18 protein-coding genes and 1 tRNA gene are annotated in these 19,257 nt (G+C 31.8%); 7 read left to right on the forward strand and 12 right to left on the reverse strand.

Going from position 1 to position 19,257, the window contains the following annotated elements:
- Positions 1-76 precede the first annotated feature (76 nt).
- The 6 genes from SCB73_RS06745 to SCB73_RS06770 form a co-directional block, all read right to left on the reverse strand.
- On the reverse strand, positions 77-652 hold the full coding sequence (locus SCB73_RS06745) for an OmpH/Skp family outer membrane protein (protein WP_320569312.1): 576 nt from the start codon (positions 650-652) through the stop codon (positions 77-79).
- Between the two features lie 664 nt (positions 653-1,316).
- Positions 1,317-2,165, reverse strand: a complete 849-nt coding sequence (locus tag SCB73_RS06750; protein WP_320569313.1) for a class I SAM-dependent methyltransferase — start codon at positions 2,163-2,165, stop codon at positions 1,317-1,319.
- 77 nt (positions 2,166-2,242) lie between these two features.
- Positions 2,243-2,716 carry a GNAT family N-acetyltransferase gene (locus tag SCB73_RS06755; RefSeq protein ID WP_320569314.1) on the reverse strand — a complete coding sequence of 158 codons (474 nt, stop codon included), beginning with the start codon at positions 2,714-2,716 and terminating at the stop codon, positions 2,243-2,245.
- 134 nt (positions 2,717-2,850) lie between these two features.
- Positions 2,851-4,722: a tRNA uridine-5-carboxymethylaminomethyl(34) synthesis enzyme MnmG gene (mnmG, locus tag SCB73_RS06760; protein WP_320569315.1), complete on the reverse strand. Its 1,872-nt coding sequence runs from the start codon at positions 4,720-4,722 to the stop codon at positions 2,851-2,853.
- Between the two features lie 411 nt (positions 4,723-5,133).
- A complete protein-coding gene (gene ybeY / locus SCB73_RS06765; RefSeq protein WP_026727334.1) occupies positions 5,134-5,553 on the reverse strand; it encodes an rRNA maturation RNase YbeY in 420 nt (139 codons plus the stop codon).
- Entirely contained in the window at positions 5,550-8,933 is a 3,384-nt protein-coding gene (locus SCB73_RS06770; RefSeq protein WP_320569316.1) for a coiled-coil domain-containing protein, read from the reverse strand. Before SCB73_RS06770 ends, ybeY begins: the two co-directional genes overlap by 4 nt.
- A gap of 166 nt (positions 8,934-9,099) precedes the next feature.
- Between SCB73_RS06770 and gltX the strand changes: the two genes are divergently transcribed.
- Both gltX and SCB73_RS06780 read left to right on the forward strand, forming a co-directional pair.
- Entirely contained in the window at positions 9,100-10,605 is a 1,506-nt protein-coding gene (gene gltX, locus SCB73_RS06775) for a glutamate--tRNA ligase (RefSeq protein ID WP_320569317.1), read from the forward strand.
- 136 nt (positions 10,606-10,741) lie between these two features.
- Positions 10,742-11,725 carry an SPFH domain-containing protein gene (locus tag SCB73_RS06780; RefSeq protein WP_320569318.1) on the forward strand — a complete coding sequence of 328 codons (984 nt, stop codon included), beginning with the start codon at positions 10,742-10,744 and terminating at the stop codon, positions 11,723-11,725.
- Between the two features lie 29 nt (positions 11,726-11,754).
- Here SCB73_RS06780 and SCB73_RS06785 read toward each other — a convergent pair whose 3' ends face one another.
- The 5 genes from SCB73_RS06785 to SCB73_RS06805 form a co-directional block, all read right to left on the reverse strand.
- Complete coding sequence (locus SCB73_RS06785) at positions 11,755-12,009, reverse strand: DUF6327 family protein (protein WP_132988264.1); 255 nt, start codon at positions 12,007-12,009, stop codon at positions 11,755-11,757.
- Positions 12,010-12,014: 5 nt separating this feature from the next.
- Complete coding sequence (locus SCB73_RS06790; protein WP_320569319.1) at positions 12,015-12,365, reverse strand: competence protein; 351 nt, start codon at positions 12,363-12,365, stop codon at positions 12,015-12,017.
- Between the two features lie 71 nt (positions 12,366-12,436).
- Positions 12,437-12,763 (reverse strand): YtxH domain-containing protein, encoded by a 327-nt coding sequence (locus SCB73_RS06795; RefSeq protein ID WP_320569320.1) that lies wholly within the window; start codon positions 12,761-12,763, stop codon positions 12,437-12,439.
- Between the two features lie 91 nt (positions 12,764-12,854).
- A complete protein-coding gene (locus SCB73_RS06800; RefSeq protein ID WP_320569321.1) occupies positions 12,855-13,331 on the reverse strand; it encodes a hypothetical protein in 477 nt (158 codons plus the stop codon).
- An 822-nt stretch (positions 13,332-14,153) separates the two neighbouring features.
- Positions 14,154-16,271: a glutamine--tRNA ligase/YqeY domain fusion protein gene (locus SCB73_RS06805; protein WP_320569322.1), complete on the reverse strand. Its 2,118-nt coding sequence runs from the start codon at positions 16,269-16,271 to the stop codon at positions 14,154-14,156.
- Between the two features lie 151 nt (positions 16,272-16,422).
- Here SCB73_RS06805 and SCB73_RS06810 point away from each other — a divergent pair, with 151 nt between their 5' ends.
- The 5 genes from SCB73_RS06810 to tnpA all read left to right on the forward strand — a co-directional run bounded on the left by SCB73_RS06810 (position 16,423) and on the right by tnpA (position 18,019).
- Positions 16,423-16,638, forward strand: a complete 216-nt coding sequence (locus SCB73_RS06810; protein WP_320569323.1) for a hypothetical protein — start codon at positions 16,423-16,425, stop codon at positions 16,636-16,638.
- Positions 16,629-16,940 (forward strand): hypothetical protein, encoded by a 312-nt coding sequence (locus tag SCB73_RS06815; RefSeq protein ID WP_320569324.1) that lies wholly within the window; start codon positions 16,629-16,631, stop codon positions 16,938-16,940. Before SCB73_RS06810 ends, SCB73_RS06815 begins: the two co-directional genes overlap by 10 nt.
- A gap of 2 nt (positions 16,941-16,942) precedes the next feature.
- Complete coding sequence (gene folB, locus SCB73_RS06820; RefSeq protein WP_320569325.1) at positions 16,943-17,302, forward strand: dihydroneopterin aldolase; 360 nt, start codon at positions 16,943-16,945, stop codon at positions 17,300-17,302.
- A 94-nt stretch (positions 17,303-17,396) separates the two neighbouring features.
- Positions 17,397-17,467, forward strand: a tRNA-Cys gene (locus SCB73_RS06825).
- Positions 17,468-17,581: 114 nt separating this feature from the next.
- Entirely contained in the window at positions 17,582-18,019 is a 438-nt protein-coding gene (tnpA, locus tag SCB73_RS06830; RefSeq protein ID WP_320566631.1) for an IS200/IS605 family transposase, read from the forward strand.
- Positions 18,020-18,564: 545 nt separating this feature from the next.
- Here the strand turns inward: tnpA and SCB73_RS06835 are convergent.
- Complete coding sequence (locus tag SCB73_RS06835) at positions 18,565-19,245, reverse strand: LysE family translocator (RefSeq protein WP_320569326.1); 681 nt, start codon at positions 19,243-19,245, stop codon at positions 18,565-18,567.
- Positions 19,246-19,257 lie beyond the last annotated feature (12 nt).

Consider the following 19,257-nt stretch of genomic DNA (forward strand, 5'->3'; position numbering starts at 1 on the left):
TCGCATTTTTATAAAAGAAAAAAACCTAAATCACCAAGTGATTTAGGTTTTCATAGTTTAGTTAGTTTTGGAAGTCTTATTTTTTAGCTTCTTCCTTAGCTGCTGGTTTTTCTTCAGCTTTTGGAGATGCTTTGTATTTGTCATTCAAAGCTTTAACTATTTCTTTGGTAATATCGTACTTGTCTTCAGCATATAATACCGTAGCCGCATCACCAGTACCGTAAATGTATGCATAGCCGTTTTTCTTACCGTAATCTTTGATGAATTTTTTAACACCACTGATTAAAGAATCCATTTCTACACCACTTTCTTGCTGTAATTGTTGCGATAAAGCTTGTTGAGCATAACCCAATTGTTGCTCTCTTTTTTGCAATTCAGCTCCTCTTTGTTGTGCCCATTGCTGGCCGTTTGCCTGCGCCTGGCTTTGAAAATTAGCAGCGTCTTGTTTAAAACGAGTAATTTCAGCTTGTAGTTGTCTTCCTTTTTCCTCTGCTTGAGCTTTGTATTTAGCTTCAAGGTCTTTTGCTTCAGTGTATTCTTTCATTAAAACTGAAGTATCTACGTAAGCTGTTTTTACTTCCTTAACTTCAGCTGTTTGATTACAAGAAACAGCCAAAATTGAAAGCCCGATAATTACTAATGCTTTTTTCATTTCTAAATTTCTATTTTTTTATTGGTATGAAAGACAAAAATATAAAAAAATAAATAGCATCAACATAAACTTTAAAAAATGCTAAAATTTTATGATATTAGTTTTCTTTATGGAAATTTTTAATGTTATAAAATATCATTATCAAAAGTGGCCTCCATAGCTTTTATTAGCGAAATCCTTTTAAAAAAGAAGACCCAAATCCTCATTTCGCCTTAAAAAGTCCCGCAAACACGCTAATTTTCCGTTTCGGACACTTTTCGGCCCCAAAATTAGGTTCCGATTCGTTTTTAGATTTAAGCGAAATGAAATTTTGACAAAAACGGGATTTTTTCCAAAAATAAAATCCATTTTTTTCTTTTTCTCTTTTTCATTTGAAATTTGATACAAAAGCGCATTTTTCCAATTTTGGAAATTTCTTCCAATTTTTAAAAAGACTTTTTCTGAAATTTTCCAAAATTTAAAATTTCACATTTTTGATCAAAAAAAAAACAAAAAAATGCCACAAAAATGTGGCATTGATTTTCTTTATAAAGTAAATAAATACTATAAAATATCACTATTAAAAGTGACTTCCATAGCTTGCTTTAGAGCGATTTTCTACAAAAAGACAGCACAAACTCTGCTTTCAACCTAAAACGTCTCTAAAACGAGCTTATTTTGCGTTTTACTTGTTTTTTAAGACATAAATGTGCGATGAATACTCTTTTGTGCTTGCTGCTTTCAAATTTGATTTTAGTCCCACGAAAAAAGCCGTGATAAAATTCATTTTTCCGGTTTTGTATTTTTCAGACAAAAGACTCACGTAAAAAGAATCAAATTTCATTGGAAGCACTTTTTCCAATTTCATATCGACTTTTTCAAAAAGAGATTGGATCGCTTTTTTTGAAAAATGCCAAAAGTGAATTGGCACATCAAAAGCTGCCCAAAATTCTCCGTAATGTTTTGCGTCATACGATTTGAAATTTGGAACCGCAACAATTAATGTTCCAGTTGGTTTTAAAAGACGCTTCAATTCTTGAATTTGTAATTCTAAATTTGGGACGTGTTCCAAAACATGCCACATCGTAATTACATCAAAAGAATTATTTTCAAGTTCGCTGATTTCTTCAACAAATGAAATTCCTTTTTGCTTTGCAATATTTTTTGCTCGATCGCTTGGTTCAACTCCAATTACATTCCAACCATCATTTTTTGCCGTCAATAAAAAATCTCCAGTTCCAGCTCCGATGTCTAAAATTTTTCCTTTTGGAGATTGTTCAGAATTGATCAAATTCAATTTGTTTTTTAAAGCAATCCCTTTTACAAAATGATACGCTTTTTCAAAAACAGAACGTTTGCTATCTGTGTGCGAAATATAATCTTCGCTTTCGTAATATCTTCCTAAGTTTTCTAAATCTGGTTGTGGCGAAGTGATCAGCATATCCAAATTTTCGTCATAGTACAAATCGAAAATTTCTTTTGAAACCGAATGATCTTTTACAGTAAGAAAATGTTTTTTGTTTAAAACGTCCATTTTTTAATTCTAGTTATTTTTTGGTTTAATTGTATAAAATCCTAAAAACGAAAATTTTCATTTTTAGGATTTCTATTTTATAATTCTTTATTCTTCCAATTTATTTTGACAGCCGAAATTATTTCATTTTCAATTCTGATATTCGAAAGAATTTCAAAGTCATTTTTGACATAAAACAACAAAGGCGATTTATATTTTTCACCATTATGTTTTTTATCATTTTCATGATCAATCACCCATCCATTCAAATCATCAAAATTCTTTTTCATTTCATTCAACAAAAAAGTTCCGTAACCTTTTCCTTGAAATTGATTATCGATCATAAATCCGAACCAGGTTTCTTCATTTCTGAAAAAAGTAAATGCCCAGCCGTTTATTTCATTTTCTTGATCCAACAAAAAGAAATGTTTTAGATCTGCTAAACTTCCTAAATACACTTCAAAATCCTGAAAAGTTTTTGAACCAAACTGCAACGGATATTCATTATTCCGAAGTTGCCAGATAATCTTCTTTTCGCTTTCTGATAAAATAGTTTTCTGGACAATTTTCATAATTTCAGAAATAGTTTCACGTGGAACATTTTTTTGTTTTAGGTTTTCAAGTTTCAGGTTTCAAGTTTCACGTGGAACTAAAAAACAACAAAAACAAATTTCAGATTTCAAGAATAACTTGAAACTTGAAACTTTTATCTACCCATATAAATCAAAAGCACGGAAATATCACTTGGTGATACGCCGCTAATTCTTGATGCTTGAGAAATTGTCACAGGACGAATTTTACTTAGTTTTTGTTTCGCCTCGATCGACATTGATTTGATTTTATTGTAATCGAAATTCTCCGGAATTTTTACTTCTTCTAAACGATTAAGTTTATCAGCATTATTTCTTTCCTTTTCGATATATCCCGAATATTTAACTTGAATTACGGCTTGCTCTACAATTTCTTCGTCAAGATCATTTTCTTTGATGTATGCCTCTACTTTTTCAAATTTCAGCATATCCTCTAAATCGATCTGCGGACGAGAAAAAACTTTAAACATTTTATCTCCTTGCGAAATTGGCGCCGATTCTTTTGCTTCCAAAATTGGATTTGTTTCGGCAACCGTAACACTTGTTTCTTTGAAGAACGTAACCATCTTTTCAGACTCGTTTAATTTATAATCCATTCTTCTCATTCGCTCTTCTGAAGCCAAACCAATTTCGTATGACATTGGCGTCAATCTGAAATCGGCATTATCTTGACGCAACAATGTTCTATATTCTGCTCTCGATGTAAACATACGATATGGTTCTTCCGTTCCTTTCGTAATCAAGTCATCAATCAAAACTCCAATATAAGCTTCATCGCGTTTTAAAATTAATGGTGCTTTTTCGTGAACTTTTAAATGCGCATTTATTCCGGCCATCAAACCTTGTGAAGCGGCTTCTTCATATCCTGTTGTTCCATTAATTTGTCCGGCAAAATACAAACCTTCAACTAACTTTGTTTCCAAAGTATGTTTCAATTGCGTTGGCGGAAAATAATCATATTCGATCGCGTAACCTGGACGAAGGAATTTTACATTTTCAAAACCGGCAACTGTACGCAAAGCTTTAAACTGAATATCCTCCGGAAGCGATGTCGAAAATCCGTTTACATAAACTTCACAAGTTTTCCACCCTTCGGGCTCAACAAAAAGTTGGTGACGTTCTTTATCTGCAAAACGATTAATCTTGTCTTCAATCGAAGGACAATATCTCGGACCTAAACTTTTAATTCTTCCGTTGAACATTGGCGAACGATCAAAACCTGATCTCAAAATATCGTGAACTTCTAGCGAAGTATATGTCATATGACAAGAACGTTGATGCGTTAACGGAACCGTCAAATCCGAATAAGAAAACTTATCCGGTTTTGCATCTCCTTTTTCTTCATTCATTTTTGAATAATCCAAAGAACGACCATCAACTCGTGGTGGCGTTCCAGTTTTCATTCTACCAGCTTCAAAACCGGCTTTCACCAAATCTTCGGTAATTCCGGTTGCAGCACTTTCGCCAGCTCTACCTCCACCAAATTGTTTTTCTCCAATATGAATCAATCCGTTCAAAAAAGTTCCGTTTGTCAATACAACCGATTTGGAACGAATTTCAACTCCAAGCGAAGTTCTAATTCCTTTTATCTTTCCGTTCTCGATAATCAGACCTTTCACCATTTCTTGGTAAAAATCTAAATTTGGAGTTCCCTCCAACATCAACCTCCATTCTTCAGCAAAACGCATTCGATCACTTTGAACTCTCGGCGACCACATTGCAGGTCCTTTTGATTTATTCAACATCTTGAACTGAATCGCAGTTCGATCTGAAACAATTCCGGAGTAACCTCCAAGCGCATCAATCTCACGAACAATTTGTCCTTTTGCAATTCCTCCCATTGCAGGATTGCAAGACATCTGGGCTATGTTCTGCAAACTCATTGTAACCAATAAAGTTTTGGATCCTAAATTTGCGGCCGCTGCCGCGGCTTCAGATCCTGCATGACCAGCACCAACTACAATAACATCGTATTCTTCTAAAAACATTTTGTTTTATTATTCTCTGGAAACCGTTTAAGGCAGTTCACAGAATTAACTTTATTTTTCTTTTGTTCCACGTGGAACTGTTTTTTGTTTCAGGTTTCAGGTTTCAGGTTTCACGTTTCAAATCAAACTTAAAAGTTCCACGTGAAACACATACAACTTCTTCTAAAACAAAAACTAAATACTAGATGTTTCACGTGAAACATTTTACTACTACTTTTTCTTCAGAATTAAATTTCACGTGTTCCACGTGAAACAACTTACTAAACTAAAATCTATTTATCATGTTCCACGTGAAACACTTTTTATAAAACAATTTCAAAACAGAAACGTTTCACGTGGAACAATCTCTAATTAACAGTTTCAATAATCAAAACTTCAAACCTGAAACAATAACAACTTGAAACAAATTCACTACTGTTCCACGTGAAACATCGCAATCTTTTCATCTTCTTTTAAACGCATAAGTTCTGCATCCGCATCACTTTTATCTTTATATCCACAATAGTGTAATATACCGTGAGCAAGAACACGTTTCAATTCTTCTTCAAAAGAAACATTAAAATCTTTTGCGTTGTCTTCTACTCTTTCTACAGAAACAAAAATATCTCCGTTCAATTCGTTGCCAACAGTATAATCAAAACTAATAATATCTGTTAGTGTGTCGTGGTTTAAATACTCTACATTTATTTTATGCAAGTATTCATCATCACAAAAAATATAATTTATTTCTCCTTCATTCTTCTTTTCAGAAACAATAACTGCGCTTAACCAATCTGTAAAAGCTTGTTCGTTGTCTAAAGAAAATTCAGTTTCGTAATTAAAGTTTATCATTTTGTATTAAAATATTCTTGAACCTTTTGATTAAAATTCGAGCGCAAAGGTAGCGATTGTCTATTTAAAATTTCTACACTATTTAAATAATCAGTTAATGAGCTTGGTAACGCCCTTGCACGATTCGGAAATTCTGTCTTATTTGTTTCAGATTGACGCTTCGTATCTTGACCTTGTTGTTGAATTGCATTGTTTAATTTCAACAACTCTTGCTGGATATTTAAAATTCTTTGAAGGTTTTCATTCTTGAAACCTTTGTTTAAAATCTGCTTTTCTGAAGCTTTCATTTGGTCGATTACAGATTTACCTTGTCCGTCCAAACCTTTTTTAGCTAACTCATTTTGTAATGCTTCACGAAGTTTTACTTGTTCTTTATAAATCTCCATTATCTTTTCAGCATCACCTTCTCCATCTTCACCTTCATTTCCATTCTTGCCTTTTCCTCCATTTTGATTTCCTTGTCCGTTTTTGCCTTGACCACTTTTTCCATCTTTTCCTTGTCCATTCTCTTTACCTTCTCCCGGTTTTGATTCACCACTTTTTCCATCTTGACCAGTTCCTGGTTTATCACCAGACTTCATTCCATCTTTCATTTTATCGGCAAGACCTTTTTGTTTTTGAATAATATCTGGCAATTGCATTCCTTGTCCATCTCCCGGTTTTGGCTTTCCTGCTCCAGGATTTGCCATAGACATTTGCATATTATTTAAAAGATCACTTAAAAAGTCAGCCAATTTATTTGCAGATGAAACGGCATATTGCTGATGTGAAACTCCTTTTGGTATTTGAACATCGGTTAAAACTTCAATCGCTTTGTCCATATTATATTGTACGTTTCCAATTTCCTTAGTGACGTCTTCCGCAATTTTTGGATTTCTGAGAGACATTGCAAACAAACTATCATCGACGTGACGGAACTGTTGTTTCAAATTCTGCTGAATTTTTATGTTCTTCGTATAAGCAGAAGAACCTAATTTCATCGATTTAAATTGTTTCATTACATCTTCCTGAGATAACGAAAAAGCCAAAAGGTTATCTAAAATCTGGCGAAGCATTGCAACATCTTCTTGCAATTGTTCTTGGTCGCCGGCTTCCATATTAGATTGCATTTGTTCAGCCATGCTCTTCATTTTCTTAGAAGCACTTTTTTGTTTTGGCTTAGCCGAAGAAGTATTCTTTTTACTTAATTCTTCCGAAGCTTTATTCAAATCATTTTCTACATCTTTTTCTTTAGAAGCATCTTTCGGAATATCCAAAGGAGATTTAAGTGTGTTGTTTTCTTCTTTCAAATCTTTTAAATCTTCCTGAATTTTATCAAATGATTTATTGATTTCCTCTTGCTTCTCTTTTGTGTTTTCTTTGTCTTTATCTGATAACTGTTCTTGTTGTTCTGACAGTTTATTCAATTTTTCAGCAACTTGTTCAGCTTTCTTTTCTACATAAAAACGCTTCGTTAATTCAACTAATTGTTCTAAATTACGAGATTGGTTTTTGCTGATTTGTTTGAATTTTTCCATTTTGTCAAACAAGTCGTCGCTGTTTAATTTGTCATTTAAGTTCTTTAATTCGTCTAATAATTTTTGATTTTTTTCTAAATCTTTCTCGGCATTATCTAAACGCTTTTGCAAATCTTCAGCAGTTTTGTCTTTTTTCTCCTTGCTGAATTTATCCAAATTGTTGTTCATTTTTTCAGCAAACTGCTTCATCATTTCGTCTTGTTGCTTTTGACGTTTGATAAAATCATTTACTTTTTGCTGGTCTTTGAACTCTAAATTATCTTTTTCTTTTCCGGTATTTTTAAGTTTATCCATTTCAGAAAATTGCTTTTCCTGATTCTTTAATGACTTCGACAAACTATTAATATTCGCGTTTTGCTGTTGCAATTCTGCATCCTGGATTTCATCTGTTGTTGCAACACGATCAGAAAATGTAGAAGACTTTGAACTCTTAAATCCGTGTGGTGCATCGTTATCAAAAACCTCAAAATAGAATTCATACGATACTCCTTCCTCTACCGGAAGATTACTCGGAAAGTTAAAAACGAACTGATCAAACACTGCTTGCTTTACAGGAATGGTTCCGCGTTTTGCAGTTTGTGGTTTGCCATGTTCGTAATAAACAACTTGTAATTTTGATAAACCATAGTCATCACCAAGTCTTCCTAAAACATAATTCTTATCTAATTTTAAACTATCCGGAGCTGGTGAAACAGTAATTGTAGGATGCTGATCTTTGATAACTGACAGCTGATAATCTAATTTCTCGTAGTTTTTAACCTTATTATTCGAAGTAAGAATTTGATATTCTGTATTTTGATTGATATTTTTAGCCAATTTAAATTCGTTTTCGGCCTTATTAAACTTCAAAACTGCGTTTTCATCCTTCCAAACTACCTCTTGAGTTGACTGTGTATTCATTTTCCAAGTTACAATTGTTCCTTCTGGTACGATTGCATTTCCAGTTCCCTGAATCGTTTCTGATTTCTTTTTTAGATACGATGGAAAATTCAAAATCATTTCGAAGTTGGCAATCGATGGCACTGTAATAACTTTTAATTCATATTCATTTGATGAAACTGAATTTCCTTCAAAAGAAAACTGAATATCTGAAGTTGGTTTTTCAATCTTGAATTCGAATTTTCCAGTTTGAGAAGATTCCATAAAATAGCTTTCGTTGCCAATATGAATCATCACATTTTCGGGAACGACGTTTCCTTCTGTTTCTACTTTTACAATAAAATCTTTGTTTTGTTCTGTCTGAAGATTGTCATTTAAAACCACAAATTTAAAAGGAGCCGGTGGCAAAAAAGCAGAATTGAAATGCACTACTCTATTAAAACTTTGAGAAATTACATTGCTGTTTCCAGAGATAAAAAACACCGCAAACAACAAAACCGGAATTAAAGCCAACGGCAAATACTTTTTATTTGATTTAAAATTGATAGCATTTCCAAACGGAATTGGTTGCAATGAATTTGCTTTTTGTTCGATCGAAGCCAACATTAATTCTGAACTTTCTGCAGAATTTTCATTAGAAGAAAGCTGTAAAAAGTTCGTCAGTTTATCACTTACTTCTGTAAAATGATTTCCGATAATGGCCGAAGCCTGATTATAATCGATTCCTTTTTGAAGTTTGAACAACTTGAAAATTGGAAATAAGATAAAACGAAACAATAGAAAAACTTCTACTGCAATAAACATCCAAAATAAAAGTGTTCTTCCTAATGGTTTCAACCAAAGAAAATACTCAATGAAAAGCGTAAAAAGAAAATACAAAAGTCCGAAACCAATAAAAAGAAGTCCTCCTTTTATCAATTCATTCATATAATATTTCTTTATAAATCCTTCTAACTTCTGATATATTGCAGATGATGTTTTCAAAATAAAATCTCTTTTAATTATAACCTATAAAAGTACTAATTATAACAATAAGTCTGAAAGTCAAAAGTCGAAAGTCAAAAGTTTAGCATACAGCGTAAAAACCTTTCAAACTTTCGACTTTTGGCTTTTGACTAATATCGTATCTTTGCATCAAAATTATAAACAAATGTCAAAGCAAGTTCGCGTGCGTTTTGCACCAAGTCCGACTGGACCATTACATATTGGCGGAGTTCGTACTGCCCTATTTAATTATTTATTTGCAAAAAAACATAACGGGGTTTTCTATCTGAGAATTGAAGATACAGATCAGACTCGTTTTGTTCCCGGTGCCGAAGCTTATATTATGGAAGCTTTAGAATGGTTAGGAATTTCTCCTGAAGAAACCGTTGGGAAAAATGAAAAATTTGGTCCGTACAGACAAAGTGATCGCAAAGATTTGTATCAAAAATATGCTGATCAATTGATCAATTCAGGTTGGGCTTATTATGCTTTTGATACTCCTGAAGCTTTAGATGCACATAGAAAACAACACGAAGCTGAAGGAAAAACATTTATTTACAATCATCACAATCGTGAAAAATTAGATACTTCGTTAGTAATTTCTGATGAAGAAACTGCTAAAAGAATTGCAAATGGAGAACATTATGTAATCCGTTTTAAAACTCCGGTTGATGAAACTTTGCATTTAAAAGATATCATTCGTGGTGATGTGAAGTTCGAAACGAACTTACTTGATGATAAAGTTTTGTTTAAAAGTGACGGAATGCCAACGTACCATTTAGCGAATATCGTGGATGATCATTTGATGGAAACTTCACACGTAATTCGTGGTGAAGAATGGTTGCCATCGATGCCACTTCACGTTTTATTGTACCGAGCTTTTGGTTGGGATGCTCCGGAATTTGCACATTTACCTTTGATTTTGAAACCTGTTGGAAACGGAAAATTATCAAAAAGAGATGGTGATAAATTAGGATTTCCTGTATTTCCATTAGAATGGAAAACTGAAGAAGGCGTTTCATCTGGTTACAGAGAGAAAGGATTTTTCCCGGAAGCGGTGGTAAATTTCCTTGCTTTGTTAGGTTGGAATGATGGAACTGATAAAGAATTATTTTCTTTAGAAGAATTAGTTGAAGCTTTTGACTTGAACCGAGTTCATAAAGCGGGAGCAAAATTTGATCCGGAGAAAAACAAATGGTTCAATCACCAATATTTAATCAAACAAAATGATGCTGATTTAGCGAAAGACTTCTCTCCTATTTTAGTTGAAAAAGGCTTCTCGACTCCGCTAGAAGTGACAACGCGTATTGTTTCACTAGTAAAAGAAAGAGCAAATTTTGTTTCTGATTTTTGGGATTTGACTGATTTCTTTTTCCAGGCTCCAACCTCTTATGATGAAAAAGCAAGCAAAAATTGGAAAGAAGAAACTCCGGCTTTAATGCAGGAATTGATTTCAACTCTTGAATATATTGATGGTTTTGATTCAGCAAATATCGAAGCAATCGTAAAAGATTGGTTGACTAAAAACGAAATTGGAATGGGCAAAGTGATGCAACCTTTACGTTTGAGTTTGGTTGGAGCACTTAAAGGTCCTCACCTATTTGACATTGTTGAAATCATCGGAAAAGAAGAAACTATTTCTAGAATTCAGAAAGCCATAGCAACTTTATAATTAAAATTCAATTCAAAAATAGAAACGCTAAGAAACACCTAACAAATGTTCTTAGCGTTTTTTTAATGTTTTAAAATTTTCTTTTAGAAGAATTTTCGTAATTTACCAAGATCAAAAATTTAAACTAATTATTACCATGGGTACAGCATTTATTATTCTAATAGTCTTCGGATTATTTATTTTACTGTCGTCTTTCTTTACTGTGAAGCAACAAACAAGTGTTATCGTAGAGCGCTTTGGAAAATTTACGAGCGTTAGAAATTCAGGTTTACAATTAAAACTTCCAATAATTGACAGAATCGCAGGTCGTGTAAATCTAAAAATTCAACAATTAGATGTCCTTATTGAAACACAAACTAAAGACAATGTGTTTATCAAAATGAAAGTTTCAGTACAATTCAAAGTAATTCAGGAGCATGTATATGAAGCTTTTTACAAACTAGAATATCCGCATGATCAAATCACTGCTTATGTATTTGACGTTGTTCGTGCCGAGGTTCCTAAATTAATCCTGGATGATGTGTTTGTTCGTAAAGACGACATTGCAATTGCTGTAAAACGAGAATTGAATGAAGCTATGACAACTTATGGTTATGACATCATCAACACACTTGTAACAGATATTGATCCAGATATTCAGGTAAAAAATGCAATGAACAGAATCAATGCAGCCGAAAGAGAAAAAACAGCGGCAATGTTTGAATCTGAAGCACAACGAATTAGAATTGTAGCTAAAGCAAAAGCGGAAGCCGAAAGCAAAAAACTTCAAGGTCAAGGTATTGCCGATCAACGTAGAGAAATTGCACGTGGATTAGTAGAAAGTGTTGAAGTTTTGAACAATGTTGGAATTAATTCACAAGAAGCTTCTGCTTTAATTGTAATTACACAACACTATGATACATTACAAGCTATTGGAGCTGATACCAACTCTAATTTGATATTATTACCAAACTCTCCACAAGCGGCAAGTGATATGTTGAACAATATGGTAACTAGTTTTTCAGCTTCAAATATAATTGGAGAAGAGATGAAAAGACAACCTAGAAAAGTTAAAAAAACAAACAATTCTGATATAAACTACAATCCATCAGATACTTCAGAGCCAACAGAAACGGCTTAATATAAATAACACTAAAACAAAAAAGAGGCTCATTTGCCTCTTTTTTTATTTATAAACCAATTGATAACAAAGGGTATTATGGACTGTAAAATCTTTGGATAAGAATTTTTAAAGTAATCTGTGTAAGACGAAACAAAACCATTTACAATTTTATGCGGCGTTATGCTCTCTTTCGTTTTCTGAATACTTAAAACTAATTTCTGATAATTAATCTCTTTTTCTAATTTCAAAATTTCCAAATCTCGATCTAGTTCTGCGTACGATGAGTATTTTTTCTTTTCCATAATTTTTAATCATTAAAAAAGATTTCTGAAAATTTCTCTAAAATTGGACCTTCGACAAACTTGTCTTTTACAAAGAAAAGCAAAATCGTAAAGAAAAGATAGATCCCTCCTACTGTCAAAAATCCTAAAGCAGTACTTCCAAAGAAATCTCCAAAAGCATAGGCTGCAGCAAAAGATCCGAAAAGCAATACCATACTGAAACACAATAAAATCAAAGTAAACTTAAAGATTAAAGTTGTCGATTTCATTGCCACTTTAAAGCCCCAAAGCTTATAATAAGCCAAATGACTTTCAATATATTCTTTAGCTTGATCCTGAATATTTTCGGTATTTTCTTTTAATTCTTCAAAAGCCATAATTCTGATTTTAAATAAAAAACACATTACTTTTCATAAAGATAATCAAGTAATGTGTTTTTATAACAATTTTATTTTTGAAGTTTAGCGTTTTGAGCTTTTAAGTCAGCCAATTTAGATTCTAAAAAAGTAATTACTTCTTCTGTTTTATAACTCATATTCGAAAGCAATTCTTCATAAGTTCCATCCATATTTTCCTTTGCATGTTTGAATTTTTCACGAAGAACTTCAGAACTAGCTGAAAGTGTATCCTGCAAATTATGTTTTGCATCATCAAAACCTTCCTTCAATTTTGCACGAGTTTTAGATCCTTTGTCTGGGGCAAATAAAATTCCGATAGCTGCACCGGCAGCGGCAGCGGCTAAAATTGCGGCTGCAGTATTTAAGTTCTTTGACATAATCTTAAAATTTAATTTGATTAATAAAGGTAACCTTTTTTAAAATATAAATTACTGAATAAATGCTATTTACAAAAAATTAACACTATAATTAATACACATAAGTTACAGCTTCATATTTTCCATCTTTTTCAGTAATGCTAACAAACGGAGAACCATTTGAAGCCGACTTACTTTTAATTCTCATAGCTGTTTGATTCTGATTTGCAATTGGCGGTTCACCTTTTGTCCTTGTCGAAACTCCTGAAAATGTTCCGGTTTGTTTCAGTCCTATTGTCTTTTCTTGAGGCAAAACAGTTACCATTTTGTAATCATCTTTTGAATCAACTACTATTTTATCAGAGATTTTTTGAGTTTGATTGGTTTGTTTATTCGTAATTTTCGCAACTGCATATTTACTGATCTTCACCTCTTCTGCACTTCCGTTCAAAGAATAATAAATTAAACCATTTTCATTTTTTATAAAATTAACATCAAGCTGTTCGCCGTTATGTTTTGTAATTTGATGTGTTTGACAAATTGCAACATTTGCAAATAATAATGCTAGCGTAAAATATAATACTTTCATGATAATTAAGATTTAGATTAAAAAAATGCCAGGCGACTATAAAAACAAAATTGCCTAAAATCAAAATTATGGAATCTCATCATTATGAAATAATTTGAAAAATACCTTTTACGCGAAATATTATCAAAATCAAATCACAATAAAAATTAGAACATAAAATTGTCTTCTCAAGAATTCAATTCTGAACTAACATTAAAACTAAAAAATCGTCTTATTTAAATTTCAATGAAATTCAATTTAGAATCTAATCGGAAATAATAATTTTTAAAAAATCAACGCTGACTTTTGGTATTGAGATAAAAATACCAACTTTATAAACAATTGTGTGTTAACAACCCGTTAAACTGACAAAAATGATAGTAAAAACTTAAATAAAAGCTAAAAATAAACAATAATTTAAAAAATGAGTTATCTATCCAGCCTTTAAAAATAATCGCTTAAAATCAATTTATGAGGGTCAATTTTAATCTAAATAAATTATTATTTTTAAATTTTAAATAGTTTTTATAAATAATAAATAAAATTAATCATATATATAATTCAATAAAAATACTTAATAATCATAAAAATGATACATTTTCATTTTTAATCTAAAAAAATAGAAAAATGGATCAAAAAAGGCAAAACTAAAAATAAAGAGTTTTAAGAAATCATTTTTAAAAAAAGGATTCAAGAGATACAGAAATTTAAAAAATGTCTTAAATTTAATTTATGAAAGTCACTTTTAATTTAAAATAACTATATATTTTTAGTTTTTAATAGAAAATATAAATAATAAAAAAAGCGCTTATAAAAAGCGCTTTTCAATAGATTCTAATTATTTTACTTCTTTATCATTTCAGAAAGAATTTCGATTTCTCTTTCAGAAGCATTTTTTGGTGGATTTGAATTTAATTTCGAAATTTCTTCAGAAAACTGATTTCTTAAATTTTCACTTTCAATATCTCTTAAATTCAAAAGTGCTTTTGATCTCACATAAGTCGATTCACTTTTTAGAGACATTGAATACAATTTCTTAATATCTTCTTCTTCAAAATCTGTAGATTTCCAGTTTGAATATTTCAAAATAAACTGAGAAAACAACAGCGAAGCCTTATTATTGTTGATATTCTTCTTCAAAGAATTTTGTAAAAGTGAAAAAGTAGAGATATTTTTAATGTTCTCCCCTATTGCACTTTCAATTGCAATTCGCTCTGGTTTAGTCTCAACTTTAAAATATTTGTTGATATCTTTTAGAGAATTATTAATGCTATTTTCTTCTTTTTTACCTTTTTCTTCCCAAGCATCTTTCAATCCAACAGTCTTGTTAAATACTAATTTTGAAGGAGTTGAGTCTTTATCAACAGTAAAATAACCTAAACGTTGAAATTGAAATTTATCTTCATTTTGAGCTGTTGCTAAACTTGGTTCAACATATCCAGTTACAATTTCTAGTGAATTTGGATTCACAAAATCTAAGAAATTTTTCTCTTTATAACTGTCCGGAGCTTCATCTGTAAACAAACGATCGTATAGACGAACTTCTGCTTCTAATGCATGTTGAATTGAAACCCAATGTAATGTTCCAGATACTTTTCTTTGGCTTGCTTCTGTCCCGCTTCCGCTTAAAGAATCAGTATCATATGTTACATGAATTTCAGTAATATTCCCATTTTCATCTTTTATAACTGATTCACCTTTAATGATATAAGCATTTTTAAGACGAACTTCTTTTCCTAAAGTCAAACGGAAAAATTTAGCTGGAGCTTCTTCTAAAAAGTCTTCTCTTTCAATATATAATTCACGAGAAAAAGGCACTTTTCTGAAACCAGCACTTTCATCTTCTTGATTATTTTCAGCTTCTAACCACTCCTCTTTTCCTTCTGGATAATTGGTAATAACCAGTTTTACAGGATCTAAAACAGCCATTACACGAGGTGCAATTTTGTTCAAATCTTCACGAATACAAAATTCTAAAACTGATACATTGATTAAATTATCACGTTTTGCAATACCAATTGTATTGGCAAAATTACGCAAAGAAGCCGCTGTATAACCACGTCTTCTTAATCCAGAAATGGTTGACATTCTTGGATCATCCCAACCGTTAACATGCTTTTCTTTAACTAGTTGCTGTAATTTTCTTTTACTAACAACAGTATGTGATAAGTTACGTCTTGCAAATTCTCTTTGTTTTGGACGCAGCTTATTATCATCAAAAATCTGATCTAAAAACCAATCGTATAATTCACGGTGAGGCAAGAATTCAAGTGTACAAAATGAGTGAGAAATCTGCTCTAAATAATCACTTTGTCCATGTGCCCAATCGTACATTGGGTAAATTTTCCAATCATCTCCAGTTCTATGGTGATGCTTATGCAAAATTCTGTACATGATAGGATCACGCATCAACATGTTTGTCGATTTCATGTCAATTTTAGCACGAAGAATATGCGTACCAGCCTCAAATTCACCATTTTTCATTCTTTCGAATAAATCTAGATTTTCTTCAACTGAACGATTTCTATATGGACTGTCAGTTCCTGTAGTTGTTGGCGTTCCTTTTTGAGTTGCCATTTCTTCAGAAGATTGACTGTCAACATACGCTTTATCTTTTTTAATTAATAAAACAGCCCAATCATATAATTGTTGGAAATAATCTGATGCATAACGTTCTTCTGCCCAAGTATAACCTAGCCATTCCACATCTTTTTTAATAGCATCAACAAATTCCTGTTCTTCTTTTTCAGGATTCGTATCGTCAAAACGTAAATTTACAGGTGACTGATAATCAATTCCTAAACCAAAATTTAATGCAATAGAACTTGCATGACCAATATGTAAATAACCATTTGGTTCTGGTGGAAAACGAAAATGAAGTTTAGTTTGTGAAAGACCTGATTTTAAATCTTCCTCTATGATTTGTTCAATAAAATTGAGTGATTTCTCTTCTGATGCCATTATTTTATAGTAATTTTAGCAAAGATAAAAAAGTTTATAGTTTATAGTTTATGGTTTATGGTTTTCTTTGGAAACTTACTGAAAACATGAAACGTTAAACTCAAAACCTTCAATTAATTTATTTAGTATTTTTGTACAAATATTCAGAATTATGAGACAATTAACTGTTACAATTCCAGACGATTTCTACGAAACATTTATTAGTTTTTTTAAACATGTTCCTGATGTTTCTATAGATGAAAATGTTGAGAATGAAATTCCATTATGGCAACAAGAAATGGTTTTGGATCGTATAAAGAATGCTAAACCAGAGGATTATATTCCTGTAGAAGATGCCTTAAAAGAGTTAGATAAAAAATGGCTTTAGAAGAAAATTATAAAACCATAATTCTTCAGAGAGCAAAACTAGAAGTAGATGAAACAGCTTTTTATTATGAATCTATAAGAAAAGGCTTGGGAAAATTATTTTACAAAGAGTTTAAAAACTATGCTTTAACGTTAAAAACTATGCCTTTTTTTGAGGAAAAATACAATATTGTCCGTACATTACCTTTAAAGAAATTTCCTTATACCATTCACTTTACAGTTGATGAAATAGAAAAAATTGTTTCTATTCAAGCTGTAACCTGCAATTACCAAGATCCAAATACTACAAGAATAAAATTATAAAAATGGGAGTTATTAAACTTAAAAATATCCGTACTTTTTCTTACCACGGATGTTTAATTGAAGAAGGAAAAATTGGATCTGATTATACTGTCGATCTAAAAATTAAAACCAATTTACAGAAATCAGCAGAAACAGATCATCTTTTAGACACAGTAGATTATGTTCACTTGAACAAAATTGTGGAAGAAGAAATGGCAATTCGTTCGCATTTATTGGAACATGTGGCCAAAAGAATCAATATTCGAGTGCTGGCAGAGATACAAATGGTACAAAAAACAACAGTTTGGGTTTCTAAAATAAATCCGCCTATTGGTGGTGATGTTGAGTCAGTTACTATAAAAATGACGGAAATTAGAAAGTAATTTAAAAAACTAAAATGGCATTTTTTCAAAATAGTTTATTCGAAACTTTTGAAATTTAAAGATTTTAGTTACTTTTGCCATCCGTTCAAGCAATGGCGTCGTGGCCGAGCGGCTAGGCTGGGCTCTGCAAAAGCTCCTACTCCGGTTCGAATCCGGACGATGCCTCAAAAAGAGATACAGAAATGTGTCTCTTTTTTTTATTGGTCTCAGATTTGGGTTAAAAACCCTGCAATTTATTGCAGTACTTTAGTAATGCGAAAAAATCTTTATCTTTAATTTATGGCTACAGAATTAAGAAAAGGTTCGCACACAGTAAGCAGATTAACATGTCATGTTGTTTGGGTTACGAAATATAGGTTTAAGGTTTTGAAAGGTGATATCCAAAAGCGCTGTCGTGAACTTTTGATACAAATATGCGAAGCGGAAGGGATAGAAATTTTGAAAGGAGTTGTGAGCGCAGATCACGTTCACATGCATATTGAGTATGCGCCAAAGCAAAATGTAAGTTCAATTTTAAAAAGTTTCAAAGGTCGTACTTCAAGGAAATTGCAAATGGAGTTTCCAGAACTTCACGCACGTTACTGGGGACAACATTTTTGGGCAAGTGGTTATGGAGTTTGGAGTACAGGAAATATAACTGATGAAATGGTAAATGAATATCTGGAGCATCATAGAAGGAAAGATAATGATGATGATTCAAATTTCATTCTTGAATGAAATAGAAAAAGGGACTTTCAGTCCCTCGTCAAACAAACCTCTGCACTTTCAGTGCAGAGTGGTTTAGTTTTAATTTTTAGAAAAAATTAGATAAAGATTTACGTTCGAATCCGGACGATGCCTCAAAAAGAGATACAGAAATGTGTCTCTTTTTTTTTGTGCCTAATTTTTAGAAAAAATTAATTAAATATATTGGTTCGAATCCGGACTATGCTTCAAAAAGAAATACAGAAATGTGTCTCTTTTTTGTGTCTAATTTTTAGAAAAAAGCATTATTAAAGCTTATATACAAACCCAACAGGTTTAAAAACCTGTCGGGTTTATAATTTTGCACAATTTTGTCATTTCGACGAAGGAGAAATCTCCACAAGTAACTCCGCAACAATTATCCAATCTTTGTCGAGCTTCTCAAGAAGATTTCTCCTTCGTCGAAATGACAAACTAGACTTAAAAAACTCATTTAAAAGTTATAAGCTAGCAGTTATAAACACAAAAAAACCTCTGAAATTCAGAGGTTTGATTTTATATTTTTGAGTTATTAACAACTACTTCTTCTCTATTCTCTCAAAGGCATTTTTAACCATTTCTTTCTCTTTTGGAAACCAACCTTGAACTACTAAAGCAACACCAAAAACCATTAAAACAATACTAATTCCTTTTTTGATTTTAAGAATATTAGTTGGTGTCATTTTACTTTTTAATTGTTTGGCTAAAAGTATTTTAATGCAATCAACAAGCAAATATGTGATAATAACAGCTGTAAAAAATGTCATCATTCTAGGTGTCTGCATTTGTAGTTTTGGCCCAATAGAAATAATAACCGCTAACCAAAATCCAAGAACTCCAATGTTGATAACATTCAGTAAAAAACCTTTAACAAACAAACTTCCATAATTTCTTTTCAGAATATCACGGTCAATTTCTTCATCATTTATTTTTTCTTCTTTCTTTAATTTTACAAACGAAATAATACCGTAAGAAAGCATAATTATTCCTCCAAAAATAAAAAGAGCTGGATCATCTTTTAAGCTGGAAATCAATCTATAACTTCCTAAATAGGCAATAGCAATAAAAAATATATCGCCTAACACCACACCAAAATCAAATACAATCGCAGCTCTGAAACCTTTGGTAATACTGGTTTCTAATAGTACAAAAAATACCGGACCAATCATAAAGCTCAAAAAAAGTCCCCATGGCAGTCCAGCCAGAATATCATTTATCATTAAATACAATTT

This window comes from Flavobacterium sp. KACC 22761 (assembly GCF_034058155.1).
Classification (GTDB): Bacteria; Bacteroidota; Bacteroidia; order Flavobacteriales; family Flavobacteriaceae; genus Flavobacterium.